Source organism: Pustulibacterium marinum (assembly GCF_900116665.1).
GTDB lineage: Bacteria > Bacteroidota > Bacteroidia > Flavobacteriales > Flavobacteriaceae > Pustulibacterium > Pustulibacterium marinum.
The window spans coordinates 16,080-32,105 of record NZ_FPBK01000004.1 but is presented as its reverse complement, the minus strand read 5'-3'; the positions used below and the strand labels follow the sequence as shown (position 1 = coordinate 32,105).

Below are 16,026 nucleotides of genomic sequence, written 5' to 3'. Positions count from 1 at the left end.
AAACGGCTTTGCATACATACAAAACGGCTTTGCATACATACAAAATGGCTTTGCATACATACAAAACGATTTTGCATACATACAAAATGGCTTTGCATACTTGCAAAACGGCTTTGCATACATCTTTTAGCGTCTATTTTAATACATCACAACAAAATTTATAACCTTAAAAGTGTTCTTAGAATTCTTTAAACGCATAAAAGTTGTATATTGGTTAGGATTACATGAGTTGTAAAACATTTGACTGAAATATGAATACGAAAGAATTTGAACTAATTTTAGGAATACTTTGTTTATTGATGTCAATATTCTGGGGATATTACGAAATCAAAGATTGGAATAAAATGAGAAAAGATGATTATATGCTTAAGTCTTCTAGTATTAAGATAATTGGCGCATTAATTGCTTTTTTTATGATTGGAATTGCTGGAATTTATAGATATTTTTCATAATTACAATAAATACAGAAACAATTGAATAATTGAAAAATCATGCAGAAATCTTTAGGTATTATTTTAGTTCTGATTTTTAATCTAACCTTCGGACAAGAAAAAAATGACCGAACTGATTCATTTATTTTAGAATTTAAAACGAAATTAAATGAAAAAGGAATTTCAGATTTTTTTGTAGTAAAACGAATTACTTATGGTAGTGTGTACATTTATGATTTGAACGACTCAAATTCTTGTAATTCAAATGGGACTTATTTTACTATGTATGCATTTTGGAAAAATGGAAAAGACAGTTATGTGAAAAAATATGATAACTGTGGTGGTTTTAATTCACTGAAATTATCTGATTCAAAACTAATTAATCTCTATAAAAAGAATATTGAAAAACTAAAGTCTGAAAAAGTAAAATATTATCAATCAAAGCCTGATAGCATAGGAAAAAATGGATTGGTTTATAAAAATATTTTATCTCAAAATCATCAACCACAGAGGTATTTTTGGTTTTTTACCAAGTCAACCGAATTTACTAATCGTTTTAACACTTTCAATTTAACAACTGAAAAGGATAATCCGAATTTAAATTATAAAACAAACAACGAACTCAAATTAGTTAAACTGAACGCAATTTGCGATGAGATTATTGATGAGTTTAATTATAAAAATATGTTTAATCGAATAGAATAAAGCATACATATAAAAAAGATTTAGGTTAACCTATAAGACTTATTAATACTACTTTGTTTTTATAGGTTGAGAGTTTGGTTTGTAAAAAGGTTGTATATTGAGGAGGTAATCAATCAAATTGAAAATTCACCAAAGAAGATAGAAACTAACAATAATTTAAAATCAAAATCCTTATGAAAACAATACCATGGTTACTGGTTTTAGTAATAGGTTGCGCTACTACAATGTATGCACAAGTAACAGGTATTACGGTTATGGAAGGTTCTGGTATGCCTGGAGTAGATATTTATTGGGATTGATCTACTGAAAAAGTAACTTCGGACTATGATGGAAATTTCCAACTTTCCATGCCCAAAGAAGGTACACATGCCGACTTGGTTTTTTCGCAAATGGATCTGAAAGTAGTGCTTCAACATATACCGCTATCTAATGATTCAATAGCCTTGGGAACTATAGCATTTCCAGTATTTAATTTTATAGGTGAAAACCAGTATGAAACGTTGACCGATTTAGAAAAGAAATATTGTTACAAAGTATATTGTTATGGTAGTTTTTTAGGGTATACAGATACCAGTCAATTAAAACAAGGGTTTGTACCTATAACCTGTATAGACCCCATCACTGATTTTAAGTACGATCCGGCAACCTTAACCGTTACGGTTGCATGGGAGGTTTTAAAAAATTGTAAGTAGATGAAAAAGGAATTATTACAAAACAATCCATGTCTCGAAGATTGTGATCAAATGAAAGGAACAAGTGATGAAAAATTATGTGAAAAATGTATGACTACGTTGCCTAATTTGTCAAACAAATCCATAGAGAGTATTGTTAAAAACTATTTTGGAAAAAAGAAGTGTGTCATCTTGTCGAATCATCAGTTGGAGCTGTTCTTGAAAATGAAGCAATTGAAAAAAATAACCATTGCTTCTTCTTTATTTATAGGCACAACCTTTATGTTTTCAGCATATGGTCAAACACATGTGCAACATGCAGATTCTTGCTTGATAAAGGGGATAGCCATTGATGAAGATAGAGAAATTTTAAAAGAACGCGCTATCTATGTTTATCTTAAAGATGATGATACAATTTATGAAACAAGAACCAATGAAAATGGGGAGTTTCAATTGAATTTACCTTTAAATTGTGAAATAGATTATAGTAATATTAAACAATTAAAGAATAAAAAAATTAGAAATAGAAAACAGATCCATTTGAGAAAGGCAAAAACAATAACAGTTAGTCGTGCTCCCGGATTTTTCTAAAAGGAAACAATATAGGTATGAAAAACATATTAATTATTAGTTGGTTATGCGCTATGTGTCTGGTTAGTTGTAGCTCATCAACAAAACCTGCTACAGAAAAAATAACTTTGCTAAACAATGTTTTTTTAGAGCTCATAGGTACAGATTATTATTATGAAGAGCCACCTTTACCGCCCGTGCCATTGGAATATGCAAAAACAAAACAAGATTCTATTGAGTTTTTTCAAAAACAAAGTAAATTAAAAAAAGTACTGGAACACCCTCAGCTGGATACGGCAGATTTAGTAATTGGCATAGCTCCTTTTTATATAAATCCAAAACAAGCGTTTAGATATTGGGACACTAAAGATAGTTTATTTCCAAAAGGTTATTACTCAGATGCAATTGCTTCATCTGACTTTGACCAACTGTTTATAGCTTTGGTGGATAGTACACAGTATCAAAAAAGTTCATTTGATGTACATCAACTAAACGATACGGGGAAATATCAAATCAAAGATTTAAATGAGTTAGAAAAAGAAGATAATGTGTATTGGAAAAGTAGTTCTTATAGATACGTAGCTTCCATATACTTTTCGGATATAAAGATGAATAAAACACAGAACAAAGCTATATTTTATGTAATTATAAGCTGTGGAGAGTTATGTGGTTCTGGTAGTATTGTGTTTTGCGTAAAAGAAGAAGGTCATTGGAAAGTTATAGAACGAGATACTTTATGGGTTTCTTAAAATCAAAATCCCCATGTATTTCATGAAGCTTAGAAATCTCGTAATGTTCGTAAATAGTGTAGTTCTTCCATGAGTAATTTATGTGCTAATTGATCTTGAACGATATTACAGGAATCTAAATATTTAGAAAAATCTACTTGTTCATATGTATCTGGTGGTGGAGGAAGAATTAATAACTCTGAAATAGCTGTGCTTTTAGGAGAATTATAAGGTCTGCTAATTCCGCAACCTATGGGAGAAAAATAATCAGACCCACTATAACCTCCATAAAAAATCCATTTTTCTTTTTTTAAAATGCGATGGTTACAATCACCATAGCTTCCTTCATAAATATTTCCCTCTGCGTCTCCACCATCTAAAGATTCCGTAACTCTCACAGTAAATCGATGGTTTAAGGAATCTACTGCTATGACATCACCAATAAAAACACATTCGGCTATTTCTAGATTAAGAAGCAAAGCATCTTTATGTTTTTTCGGCGGTGGACAACTGCAACCTAAGGAAATAAATATACCAACCAATACACCAAATCCTAGTAATTTTTTCATCATAACTATAGTTTATTAAAACTATTCATGAATCATGCCAATTACTCAATCTCTAACATAGGTTCGCCAATCTAGTGTTTGTATTCGTCGGTGTAATATAAATAGGCATTGGTAGCCGTGGCTTGGTATACTCTGGGAACTTCTGCTTTTAGATCTAGATCAATGGTTTTAACTTCGTTAGAATTCATTTCTTTCCAATAGCATACCAAATGATTATCAAAGAGCTTTACATAATCTGCTTTTGCTTTTTCAGTCAATTCTTTAAATTGCCAAGATGCTACCGAAACTCCACTAGGAATCCCAATCATGGCCATTACCATAGTAATAGGACTGTTGGTAGTATTGGTTATTGTAGTATGTAAACGCAAGGTTTCACCAACATTCATTTGTTGCTGTTGCATGTATTTAACAACCCGAGCTTTACAAACAAAGTCGTAGTTGGTTTTTTTAGTATCCTTACAATATTCAATTCGTACGGAAAAGTATCAGCACCTGTTGCAAATTCTATGGTAACGGTGTAAAGTATGGTATAATAGAAAAACCATTGAAAAGGTGAGTTACTTACTATAATTTCGGTTTAGTGTATCTAACGCTTGTAACTGTTTTTGCGTAGCGTAAGGATTGATGATCTGCTGCGATAGTTGGTCTATAAAGATGATTTTATGCTGTCCCTGATGTTCTTTACGAGCTGGCCTAGCATCAAGAGTTTTTATATTATCAGGAATTTCATCATTAAACAACACTTTCTCCAGCTCAGGAAATTCGGCATTTAATTGTAGCAGGTTGTACCTTTTTTGGGCAGTAGCAAAAGGGTTCAAAATATAAGATCCCGGATGCACTGTGGTAACTATTTCATAAAAACCTTCCTGTTGATGCTCACGCATCAGTTGAATAGTATCTAATGAAAGATCTCCTATAACGAAGCCACCAGATCTTCCGTCAATAATAGCATTTACTCTAATGAGTGGTTCTATTTCTGCTAACGTATATAGTTTTTGATTGTCTAGCAAAGTATGTATTTGGATAATATATAATCGCAAAATTAGTTAAGTTGTGTAATGGTAGCATATTTCCTGTTTTGTATTAACAGAAAAATAGCTTATTACCTAAAGCACTGTTAAGAAGAATCAGTGAAAAACTTTATAGGGTATTAAAACGATTAAACCATGAACTATGAGTTGGTACCTAAAACTAACAAACAAGTTGATGATATACTTTTCGTAGCGTACCAATAGAAACTTCTGTTAATATCGTTGTTTGAATAGGCAGCTTTTTCAAGAAATAGTTTCTTTGCACCAGAAATTGTTTACAAATGAAATATAGCCTGGCTATAGCATTACTGTTATTGTTGTTTGGGATGCACTTTGGAATGGCGCAAGACCAAGAAAGCCATTTCAGAGCATTTGGAGTAGTCCCTATAGATGTAAGTCCCGAATGGTACGACAAACTTCAGGAGGCTACAACACCCTTGCAAAGAATAGCCTACATAGATACCATAGGAGAAGCTTTTGTAAAAACTGATTTGGCTGATTCTGTATTGGCTTACGGAAACAAAATGCATCAGTTGCTACCTGATATTGCAGCACAACATAAAGAGCATTTATACTACCTGCAAAAAGCTTATTTTCTAGAGGCTACCGGAAAAAGAGAGATAGGTTTGCTAGACGAAGCCATTGCAGCTTTTATTCAGGGAATTTCGGTAGATGAAGACAGCGAAACTGCTATACAGGCATACTTGCAGTTAGGTTTAGCCAGAACATACTTGTTCAAAGGTACTGTAGCAAAAGCACAGCCTATTTTAGATAGGCTGCTGCAAGCGTCTTTACCACTAAACGTTCGGTTGGCAGTGATGGCCAATCAGGGCGATGCTTATTTTGTGCAACAACAATTAGAAAATGCCAAGCAGTGGTATACCAATGCATTGTCACATCCGAAGATTCAACAACAACCCGCTTTGGCTTTGCGCGTGGCTATTCAAAGAGCAAGGGTTTGGACACGGGAAGGTAACACCAAAGAAGCTATTGCTGTTTTTGAAACTACTAAAAAAGAAGCGCTAGCTCAGGGATTTTACGATTTATATATCAAAGCAACTATTGCCGAAGGAAGTATCTACAGAGAAAAGGAAGAATATTTTATTGCAGAAATTGCCTTGTCTACGGCTTATGCCAATACCTTGTCATGGAATCGGTTAGAGTTGCAAAGAAGTGTGATACAAGAGTTAACCAGATTGTACGTAGCTAAAAAAGACTATAAGAATGCCTATGGGTTAATGACACAAAATCAAGTATTGAATAGAGAAATTGCTTCTAAACAAAATCAACGTTTGGTAAAAGATATTGAGACTAAATATGAAACCCTCAAGAAAGAAAGAGCTATTGATGCCTTGCAAAAAGAACAATTGCAAAAAGAAGCAGAAATAGACCGACAAAAAACAATTAAGAATGCGTTTCTAATTGGGTTTCTGGTAATTTTAATTCCCATTATTTTATTATTGGTTTTATACTACCAAAAATTACAAACGCAGAGTTTACTCAATCAGCAACAAGAAGCCATGAACAAGCAAGAAGTGGAATCGTTATTGCAAAAGCAAGAATTAGATTTGGTAAAAACAGCCATGGAAGCGCAAAATAAAGAACGTGGCCGTATTGCCAGAGAATTGCATGATAGTATTGGTGGAAATTTAGCAGGAATTAAATTAAAAATGCATACGCTTCCACAGGAAGATCAAGAGATGCATACGCTGATACAACAAGTAGACAGCACCTATGAACAGGTAAGGGAGATCTCGCACAGTCTTTTACCCAAGGCTTTTAAAGAAAAAGCATTCACCAAGTTGATAGCCCATTATGTAGACGATATAGCGAAGCATCAAAACTTCACAATTCATTTTCAATCGTTTCCGGAAGCGGCTATCAATACCATAGATCCTGCCATTCAAGTAGTGTTGTTCAACATAATTAAAGAGTTGATGACCAACGCGGTAAAACACGCAGCTGCCCAGCAGATTAATCTGCAAGTAAGTGTAGTACCTGAGGAAGAAAGTATTGAACTGTTGTATGAAGATGACGGTAAAGGATTCGATACTGAAAAATCGGCACAGGGAATCGGATTAAAAAACATCATTTACAGAGTAGAAACGTTGCACGGAACATTGGCTATTGACAGTGCGCCACAACGCGGAACCGTAGTAAGTATAAGCATACCAAAAGCATCGTCATGAGCAAACCCTATCAAATGATCATAGCAGATGATCACGCCATGTTTATAGATGGCGTTAAAAGTATTTTAACCCACGAACCAGATATAGAAGTAGTGTTAACCGCTAGCAACGGCGCACAAGTACTAAAATACCTTCAGATCAATGGAGGTGAAGCAATAGACCTTATCATTACCGATATCAACATGCCCGATATGGATGGTGTGGCGTTGAACAAAGCGGTCAAAGAAATGTTTCCGAATATAAAAACATTGGTAGTAAGTATGCTGGAAGATGCCGATACCATTAAAAACCTTACCGAAGCCAACGTGAATGGATATATTTCTAAAAATTCTGAAAAGCAAGAATTGTTAACAGCAATCCGAACCATTTTAGAAGGCAATCCTTATTTTTCAAACCGTATCAAACAAGTAGTGATGAATGCTATGTTTGAAGCCAAAACGGCACCCAAGATCACGTTAACAAGTAGAGAAGAAGAAGTTATTAAACTGATAGCGCAAGAATATACTACACAAGAAATTGCCGATGCTTTGTTTTTAAGCAAGCACACGATTGAAAGCTACCGAAAAAGCCTTATTTCTAAATTAAATGTGAGAAATCTGGCAGGGTTAACACGCTATGCCATTGAAAATAAGTTGATAGACTAAACAGCATCCCTGTTTTCAGGGATTGCAATTTCACAAGATTCCGGCTATGTGCATAGTGGTGTTTCAAAGCATCTTTGCAGTATAGAAATCAAAAAAAAGTTTTATCATGATCTACGGAATCACACTTATTTTACTCAGCATTATTGCAGTGCCTTCTTTGTTATTGGCAAAAAAGCCTAACGCAGAAGAACTATTGGCCAAAGTAGCTCCTTACCAGGGATGGATAGGATTGGCCTTTTGTTTTTTTGGTGTATGGGGCATTATCAGTTCTTTTCTAAGTTTAGGACTTATTACAACAGCGCCCATCTGGTGGGGAACATTATTGGCAGGAAGCGTTGTAGAAGCAGGTCTTGGTTTTATGTTAGGATTTTCATTGATCAATAGTTTGGTCCTTGGTAAAAGTCCTTCTGCACAAACCAAAGCAGCTGCCATTAGAGAAAGAATAGCTCCCAAACAAGGAAAACTAGGCATCTTGGGGATTGCTGTTGGAATTTGGATGATTGTAGCATCGTTTTTATTTACTGTTTAATTTATAAAAAAAGAAACGTATGAAATGGTTTGTAAAAGTGTTACGTCAGTATAATGATTTTCAGGGACGTGCACGCAGAAAAGAATATTTTATGTTTGCGTTGTTCAACGGTTTATTTGCAGGAGCCATCATGATCATAGCCTTCATTTTAAATTCAGTACTCGATACTCCTGCTTTTATGGCGTTGTATGGTTTGTATTTGTTAGTTACACTGGTACCATCTTTAGCAGTTGGCGTAAGGCGCTTACACGATATTGGCAAAAGTGGTTGGATGCTCTTGGTGGGTTGTATCCCTTTTATAGGTGGATTTTGGTTATTGATCTTAATGCTTACTGATAGCCAACCCGAAGCCAATGTCTATGGAGAAAATCCGAAGTTAGGATCTGTTTCTGCAGCATAAAGAATCCATATTTTAAAATGCAATTAATAAAAAAGGAACTGTTTTCAAATAGTTCCTTTTTTATTTTTTAAGAATGAATACAGAAGTTATGTGAAAATATAATTTTCAGTATGGCATTCGTTTATCTTTTAGAAGACTCAATCTCCAATATAGGTCCGGCAATCCAGTGTTTGTATTCGTCGGTGTAATACAAATAGGCATTGGTAGCTGGGGCTTGGTATACTCCGGGAACTTCTGCTTTTAGATCCAGATCAATGGTTTTAACTTCGTTAGAATTCATTTCTTTCCAATAGCATACCAAATAATTATCAAAAAGCTCTACATAATCCGCTTTTGATTTTTCGGTCAATTCTTTCAGTTGCCATGGCGCTACCGAAGCCCCACTAGGAATCCCAATCATAGCTGTTACCATAGGAATAGGACTGTTGGTAGTATTGGTCACTGTAGTGTGTAAACGCACGGTTTCGCCTACCTGAACTTGTTGCTGTTGCAATTGGGTAGCCACCCGAACTTTACAAACCGAAGCCGTAGTAGGTTTTCTAGTATCCCAAGCAATATTGAGTTCGTACGGAAATGTATTAGCACCATTTGCAAATTCCATGGTAACGGTTTGCGTACCTGAGCTAAGGTATTGTGCAATGTTATTAATTTGGATGCGTCCGGCATCATTCACTTCAATAGCTTGATGAATAGGATTTCCGTTAATGGTTAACGTAAAACTATTGTTATTGGCTAGCAATTTTTGTTTTTGAGTTTTTCCATAAGCAATCAGAGCTTTTAAAGTCATGGCCGTAGCTTGCGACGAACCAAAACGACCGTATTTACGTTTTGACATCAAATACCTGATTCCTTGCATTACTTCGGTATCATAGGCTTTAGCTTTGAGCAATGCCATGACGGTAAAGGCAGCTGTTTCTATTTGTTTAGCATCTCCCCAAGAGCGGGTTAAGGTAGCACGAACAGGCAGTTTCTCAAATCCATTGGTTTCTATAGCTTTTAATAGTTTGGCCAGCATGGCTTCTGCATCGGCTTTTTTATTGAGATTGAATGCAGCACAGGTGAGCAACGCCATTTGGTAGGCATCTTCTTGTTGCAATGCTTGATGGTAGGCGTGTTGGTATTCTTTTTCAAAATCGGCAGTAACTCCGGCTTCGCTCAGCGCATAGACAATATAGGCATTGTTAACATCTCTAGGAGCACCCGAAAAACCATACTTGCCACTGTGTTGTTTAAATCCTCCCGTTCCGTTTTTTCTGCTCATTAAAAAGTCAATAGTTCGCTGCAATAGGGCTTCATCAACGTTGGGATATACTTTTTTCATTTCGGTAAACTCCATCAACCCATAAGCAGAAAGGGCTTCGTGCGGTGGCGTATCTCCATACCATTCAAAACCATTCTTTTTGGTTTCAAAACCGCTTAACTTTTTGTAACCAGATTTAATGTATTGATAGGCTTTTGCTTCAATCTGCGGATTAGATTTTCCGGTTTCTCGTAAATACTGTAACGCCAAAACATTGGGATAGGTAGCGGAGGAAGCTTGTTCAAAACATCCCCAAGGTTGTCTCATAATACCTTCAATACCGTCCATGACACTGCCTACAATATCGGTATACACATTAAATTCAGCTTGAATACTTCCTTCAATGGGTTCGTCAACTTGAAAAATAAAACTATCATTTTTGGTGCCTGCCAAAGAAGCCTGCATAGGGAAATACGGACTCACAATGGTAATCTCTTTGGAAACATTATCACGGTAAGAATCTGTAAACGCAAAGATAGACAAGGTAGCTGTTTTGGTGATTTCTGTTGGTATCACTTTTACATAAGTGCGCACAGTTTCGTTAGGCGGGATGGTATAATAAGTATTGGTTTTGGATACTAATTGCAGTTCTTTAGGCAATGCAACGCCCAGTTTTGTTTTGAGTGTATCTGCTGCTTCATTTTTGATGACTATCGGAATTTGAACGGTATCGTTCAACGCCATATAGTTGGGTGTGGTTGTTTGAATATGCAAAAACTTCTTCGTAGCGTATTCCTGAGTAGTATGACCTATCAAACCATTGTACCCAATTCCTTCCGTAGTGATTACAAAAGAAGAAATAGCATCAGAATTATAGAACACAAAATTAGCTTCTCCGTTGGCATCGGTTTGGATAACCGGATTCCAATACAATGTATTTCTAAAATCAGTTCGCTCTTCTTGTGGCTGTGTTTTTTCGCCATAGACGGGCATGTAAAACATTTTAGGTTGTGTAGTGCTAGGCGCACTGGAATAGTAGAGTTCTGTAGCAAATTTGAAATCTTTCTTTTTAGGAAACGATTTTTGATAATAGTGATGATAGGAATTGTCTTTAGTAGTCATCACAATTACGCCATTACTTCCCCTGGAACCATACAACGTAGCAGCAGCAGCTCCTTTTACAATGGTAATGTTATCAATATTATTGGCGTTTAATTGTTGAAAATAGCCATTGTTCAAAGTATTCCCATCATACGGAACACCATCGATCACAAAGAGTGGCTGACTATTACCACTCACAGAAGCCATTCCACGAATAGACACGTTAGCTGCTGGTTTTTGCTCGCTATTTGCTTGGGTTATTTGTACACCTGCTACATTACCCTGTAAAGCCTGCAAAGCAGTTTCATTTCCGGAGGAAAGTTCATCACTTCTAATGTATTGAACCGATCCGTTTACGCATTCTTTTTTAACAGTACCATACCCAACTACCACCACTTCCTCAAGATTACTGGCATCTGCTTGGAGCGCTAGCGCGGCAGCAGTACCTTTTAAGTCATTCATAGAAGTAACATTTTCTTGAATGGTTGTTGTTTTGGGTTTGTAAATTTTATCAGCGGTAAAATCTCGTTTGGTGGTGTCTGCTAAAGTTGTTCCGTTCCAATAGTCGGTTTTTGAGCCTAAGAATGCTCCATTTTGTATTTTTAGAAGGGTGTTTTCTTCGGTATACGCCATTAAAATAAGGTCGGTATTTCGGGTGTGTTCAAATTTGAAATTCCCTTTTTCATCAGTATCAAATACGCGAACTTCATTCGCATACGTATCAAATAACAGTAAATGACTCGCAATGCCTTGTCCGGCTGTATCGGTGACCACACCAAATTGTACCGCATTGGTATCATGACTGTAGGCGGCGTTTTCTGGAGTAATAGAATTGGAGATGTACGAACGCCAGCCGTGGGTTAACATTACATAGTCTAACGCCTGGATGGCTTTGGGTTCTTTAGCATCAAAATAAAAAGTAGGCTTATGGATTTTTCCTTTTAATTCAGACGATAACAATAACGAAGAAAGAATATGGTCTTGTTTATCATCGGCAAAGTTGACCAATTTATTGTCGGCCACACTTACTGAAAGGTTTGCCGGAATTGGATTATCATTGGCATCTGTTGTGGTTAGTTTTACTTTTACCCGCTCTCTGGTTTGATAGACTTCTTTATCCAAGTCAACCGAAACTTTTAATTGTCGTTTTGGATTTGTAAATAGCAAGCGTTCTGCCAAAAGCGTATATCCTGATTTCACTTGAACCGAAACAATGCCTACTGGTAAGGATTCTTTTAGAATTTGATACGTTCCTTTTTGGTTTTTGATAGGAATGATACCCGTTGTTCCTATTTTTTGATGTGCTGATTGTAGCGTTACACTAACTTCTTTCAGCAAAGAGGATTGTACGTGTACCTTGTAAGCAGCATTGGTTTCGGTAACCGAAAATGTAGTGCCACTCGTTAGAATATTCGGAATAGCAATTAAAGAGTCAGAAACAAAAGGAGCTGTAATACGTGCATAATAATTGGAGTTTTTAGGTGTAAAAGCAACGCTTCCCATACCATCATGAAAACTTTCAAAGGTAGTTACCACTTCGTTTTGATCGTTTATAATTTCTCCGGAAACATCCGCAGGTTTACCAAATTCATTCAATGCTTTAAAAGCAAAAGGATGTTCAAAGCCCACAATGGCTTGTCCGGCTTCGGGTAAAAACTGAAGATCAATGTGGTTTAAAGTTACAGGAATACTGCGCGCAATAGATTCGTAACTGCCTTCATACGGGACTAACACATTGATCAAAGCATCGGTAGTGTTTAAGGAATCGGGTAGTTGAAATTGAATGGCATGTTTTCCTATTGTATTCGTAGTGGCAGAATTGGTTTCTAATTTTTGTCCGCCAATAGAAACCGTATACTTAAAAGCTGTAGCAGCCAACGGTTGATTTTTTAAATCTTTCACCTCAAAATCAGCAATAACCGAAGCACCTTTTCCGTAGGCTTTTTTATCAAATTCTAACTTCAATAACAGATTTGGCGTATTGACTTTTTGAACCACGATTTCCTTTTCAAAATAGGCTTCTTCTCCATAGTTTTTCATCCAATTGGTATAGAAACGTATTTTGTATAAACCGCCAACCCAATCGGTAGCAATCGTAAAATCGCCATAGGCATAACCATCTTTCAAATCTAGAATGGCATTTTTAGCAATGGTTCCTTTAGGAGAAATGAGTTGCGCATAGACATATTTTCCCAGGTTTTGTGGCGTGCCATCTGCTTTGGTTACATAAGCTTTGTACCAAATGGTTTCTCCCGGAAAGTATAGCGGTCTGTCTGTTTGTGCATAAATCTTTTCCAGATAACTAGGTGCTGGTTGTTGCTCGCTACCTTGAAAAGCGAACAAACAGAACATAGCAACGGTATAGAGTAGGTGTTTGATTTTCATAGCTTAGATTTTGATGTTGACTTTAAGCCCGATTTCTTTCATCAAAGGCATATTGAAATAATGCAATCCGTTACCAGCTTGTGAATTGAAAAGCGAAGCATACGGAGAAATTCCTTTGGTTTGGGTATAGCAAAATAAGTTTTCGGCATACAAGGCCACTTCCAGTTGTCTGAAAAAAGTATGGTTATGATTAGTTGCAAAATCATAGGAGAGTTGTATGCTTTTTAAATTGATATAGGTAGCACTAGAAATAGCTTCTTCCGCAACGCCGCTATAGCCATATCGAACCCAACGGTTGGAATTTACAGAAGAGTTAGGATCGGCAAAAGCTACTGCGGTAGTGTTGGGCATTCCGGTTTGGGTAACACCCTCAAACACATAATTGGTAATAGTTCTTTGGTTTGCTGAAGTTGCTGAGCGCCCGTAGTAATTCAAAACACTCTCCGTACCATTCCAAACATCGCCACCTTGCTGCCAGTCGATTACAAAGAGTAAGTTCAGCTTTTTGTAATGAAAGGTATTTTCAAAGCCCATGGTAAAATCTGGAGTGGTATTTCCTATGATTTTGGATTCTTCAGCAACTAAAGGAAAACCATCTGCACCTATAATTTTATTGCCAGCAGCATCACGTTCAAACGCACTTCCTACAATAGTGCCGGTTTGTTCTCCCACAATCAATTGTTTATTCACATTCACAAAACCAGCCACGGGTAGGGCAGTAGCGTTGGTGTGTAATTTACTTACCGTAGCTCGGTAGGTATTGAAATGGATAGTTGAGCCAAATCCAAAATCATTATGATAATACGGATGGATTCCTGCCGAAATATCAATTCCTGTGGTATGAATGTCTGCTGCATTTTGCAGTAGGAAGGCATTGGTATCCCAAACAGGAAGGATGGTATGTTCACTTCTGTCATTGAAATAATTAAAAGTTAAAGTTACTTTGTTGTTGAAGAAATACGCTTCGGTACCTATATCAAAATGTTTTCCGGTTTCAAAGTTGAGGTTTTTTGAAGCAAAAAGATCATTATTGGTAGTATAGTTGTACGCTTCTTCAGGAAGAAGGCGTAACGAATTATGACTGGTATTGCTGTAATACAACGGCATTTCGTTGGCATCTTTAGCATAATTGAAAGTAAGGTTTAAGGAGTTACAAAAATCACTATAACTAAAGTCTAAAAGATTGTTCAGTCTGATTTTGATACCAACAGCAGGTAAAAAGAACTCACTTTGTTGAAGCGAACTATACACGGCGTTGTTTTTAAGAGAAATGCTACCCCAATTATCAACTTCTGCAAATGCCTCCAAACTATAGCGTAATAAATGCTGATGTAAGTTGCGATTGCTAAGTGTTTCGCTCTCCGGATTTGTAAATTGAAGATTTTCAAAACCCGTTTGTTCTAATAGATGATAATCGAACTTTTGGTAGCTGTAATTGGCGGTTGCAGTAAATTTGGGATAGATGTCAGCATTGTAAATTTCGGGTTCAAAAGTTGTTGCAACATGTGCTTCCAAAGCTGAATTTTCCAAATGCTTTTCACTTCGATAACCATTCGAAAAGCCAACAGTGTTTTTGGGTAACGCATACTGCATACGATCTGTATCTTTTAGAAAACTAATGCCTCCATTGAGGTAGAAATCTCCAAAATATTGTTTTGTAGTAATGCTTGTTAGGAGATTACGTACCTTTTGTTGGTTTTCATTCTGGTTGAGCAACCAATAGGGATTGTTCATATTAGCCGGACTAAAACTGCGTTGGGTATTATCTGAATTTACGTAGCCGTTTTCGTTTTGAAAATTAATCGGTGTCGTATAAGCCGATCTTAACACGTTGCTGTATAGTCCATTGATATCGGGTTGCGCTACTTGTTTGGATGAGGTTTTTAGAAAAGCACTGGTATTGTTGTCAAAAGTATATTTGAGATTGGTTTGAAATTGATATCCTTTTTCAGTATCAAAAATGTCTCTAAAGCTATGATGAGTAAAGGCTGTTTGTAATTGATGTTTTCTGTTTGAAACTTCTAATCCTATTTGATTCCGAATGAGTTTTGTGGTTTCTAATATGGAATTATCAGCAGGATTTAGGATTACTCCATTTTCATTACTATTGAAATTATTTAGCTCTGGTCCAAAGGAAAATAATTCATTCATTTCGGGGCCAAAATATGTATAACTACCATTTGCAGGTCTTCCCTGAACATACGTATTTTGTAAAGCAGGTTGTGTATTTTTATCGGCAAAGCGCCATGAAACGGTACCATTGTAAGTAATTTGATAATAAATAGTTTTGTCATAAGTTTGAATAGAAACCAGCGTATCTTCAACTTTTACTTTTTTAATGTTAGACATATTGTAGGAGTTGTAGATGATACCTTCGTATGGAAGCCATTTCTTGGTTTGGGTTGCGGTGGCAAGTGTATCACTATTGCGCTTAATTGCTTCCGTATACGCATCGGAGTAAATTTGCTCAACAAAAGTATTGGGTTGTTTGGCCGTAGCTTTCTGGAACATTTGAGGAGTAACAGTGACTTCTTTTGTTTTCATTCCCACAAAAGTGATGATCAATACATCGCCAACTTTACAATCAATGCTGTAGATACCATCAAAATCGGTTTGTGTTCCTTTATCAGTGCCTTTAATTTGGATGGTAACTCCAGGAAGTGGCAATCCTTCATCATCAGTTAGTACTCCGGAAATAATGCCCTTTTGTGCATGGAGTTGAACAAAGACAAAAAGAAAGAATAAAAAGCAAGTAGTTTTTACATTCATAGCTTCAATATTTGCTATAAATGTACTGTCTATAACGTATAAAAAGAAGTTTGAATGAGTGAAA

General features: G+C 36.1%; 15 protein-coding genes. 10 read left to right on the top strand and 5 right to left on the bottom strand.

What is annotated here, in order from left to right; genetic code table 11:
* Nucleotides 1–251 precede the first annotated feature (251 nt).
* The 6 genes from BM383_RS07475 (at nucleotide 252) to BM383_RS07455 (ending at nucleotide 3,126) form a co-directional block, all read left to right on the top strand.
* A complete protein-coding gene (locus BM383_RS07475; protein ID WP_093024505.1) occupies nucleotides 252–452 on the top strand; it encodes a hypothetical protein in 201 nt (66 codons plus the stop codon).
* A 39-nt stretch (nucleotides 453–491) separates the two neighbouring features.
* Nucleotides 492–1,136: a hypothetical protein gene (locus BM383_RS07470; protein ID WP_093024504.1), complete on the top strand. Its 645-nt coding sequence runs from the start codon at nucleotides 492–494 to the stop codon at nucleotides 1,134–1,136.
* A 173-nt stretch (nucleotides 1,137–1,309) separates the two neighbouring features.
* Entirely contained in the window at nucleotides 1,310–1,435 is a 126-nt protein-coding gene (locus BM383_RS19055; protein ID WP_262501697.1) for a hypothetical protein, read from the top strand.
* A 48-nt stretch (nucleotides 1,436–1,483) separates the two neighbouring features.
* Nucleotides 1,484–1,828: a hypothetical protein gene (locus BM383_RS07465; protein ID WP_093024503.1), complete on the top strand. Its 345-nt coding sequence runs from the start codon at nucleotides 1,484–1,486 to the stop codon at nucleotides 1,826–1,828.
* On the top strand, nucleotides 1,829–2,398 hold the full coding sequence (locus BM383_RS07460; RefSeq protein WP_093024502.1) for a hypothetical protein: 570 nt from the start codon (nucleotides 1,829–1,831) through the stop codon (nucleotides 2,396–2,398).
* Between the two features lie 17 nt (nucleotides 2,399–2,415).
* Nucleotides 2,416–3,126 (top strand): hypothetical protein, encoded by a 711-nt coding sequence (locus BM383_RS07455; protein ID WP_093024501.1) that lies wholly within the window; start codon nucleotides 2,416–2,418, stop codon nucleotides 3,124–3,126.
* Nucleotides 3,127–3,155: 29 nt separating this feature from the next.
* Here the strand turns inward: BM383_RS07455 and BM383_RS07450 are convergent, their stop codons facing one another.
* From BM383_RS07450 to BM383_RS07440, 3 genes are all read right to left on the bottom strand, one after another.
* Nucleotides 3,156–3,674 (bottom strand): hypothetical protein, encoded by a 519-nt coding sequence (locus BM383_RS07450; RefSeq protein ID WP_093024500.1) that lies wholly within the window; start codon nucleotides 3,672–3,674, stop codon nucleotides 3,156–3,158.
* 71 nt (nucleotides 3,675–3,745) lie between these two features.
* Nucleotides 3,746–4,075, bottom strand: coding sequence for a hypothetical protein (locus tag BM383_RS07445; protein WP_093024499.1), 330 nt, complete (start codon nucleotides 4,073–4,075; stop codon nucleotides 3,746–3,748).
* 156 nt (nucleotides 4,076–4,231) lie between these two features.
* Nucleotides 4,232–4,714 (bottom strand): hypothetical protein, encoded by a 483-nt coding sequence (locus tag BM383_RS07440; protein ID WP_143106360.1) that lies wholly within the window; start codon nucleotides 4,712–4,714, stop codon nucleotides 4,232–4,234.
* A 272-nt stretch (nucleotides 4,715–4,986) separates the two neighbouring features.
* Between BM383_RS07440 and BM383_RS07435 the strand changes: the two genes are divergently transcribed.
* The 4 genes from BM383_RS07435 to BM383_RS07420 all read left to right on the top strand — a co-directional run bounded on the left by BM383_RS07435 (nucleotide 4,987) and on the right by BM383_RS07420 (nucleotide 8,467).
* Nucleotides 4,987–6,894 (top strand): tetratricopeptide repeat-containing sensor histidine kinase, encoded by a 1,908-nt coding sequence (locus BM383_RS07435; protein ID WP_093024497.1) that lies wholly within the window; start codon nucleotides 4,987–4,989, stop codon nucleotides 6,892–6,894.
* A complete protein-coding gene (locus BM383_RS07430) occupies nucleotides 6,891–7,538 on the top strand; it encodes a response regulator (RefSeq protein ID WP_093024496.1) in 648 nt (215 codons plus the stop codon). The genes BM383_RS07435 and BM383_RS07430 overlap by 4 nt, the downstream gene beginning before the upstream one ends.
* Before the next feature lie 106 nt (nucleotides 7,539–7,644).
* A complete protein-coding gene (locus tag BM383_RS07425) occupies nucleotides 7,645–8,067 on the top strand; it encodes a hypothetical protein (protein ID WP_093024495.1) in 423 nt (140 codons plus the stop codon).
* A 19-nt stretch (nucleotides 8,068–8,086) separates the two neighbouring features.
* Nucleotides 8,087–8,467 carry a DUF805 domain-containing protein gene (locus tag BM383_RS07420; RefSeq protein ID WP_093024494.1) on the top strand — a complete coding sequence of 127 codons (381 nt, stop codon included), beginning with the start codon at nucleotides 8,087–8,089 and terminating at the stop codon, nucleotides 8,465–8,467.
* A 121-nt stretch (nucleotides 8,468–8,588) separates the two neighbouring features.
* Here the strand turns inward: BM383_RS07420 and BM383_RS07415 are convergent, their stop codons facing one another.
* Nucleotides 8,589–13,193, bottom strand: coding sequence for a TonB-dependent receptor plug domain-containing protein (locus tag BM383_RS07415; RefSeq protein WP_093024493.1), 4,605 nt, complete (start codon nucleotides 13,191–13,193; stop codon nucleotides 8,589–8,591).
* Between the two features lie 3 nt (nucleotides 13,194–13,196).
* On the bottom strand, nucleotides 13,197–15,962 hold the full coding sequence (locus BM383_RS07410) for a carboxypeptidase-like regulatory domain-containing protein (protein ID WP_093024492.1): 2,766 nt from the start codon (nucleotides 15,960–15,962) through the stop codon (nucleotides 13,197–13,199).
* Between the last annotated feature and the right edge of the window lie 64 nt (nucleotides 15,963–16,026).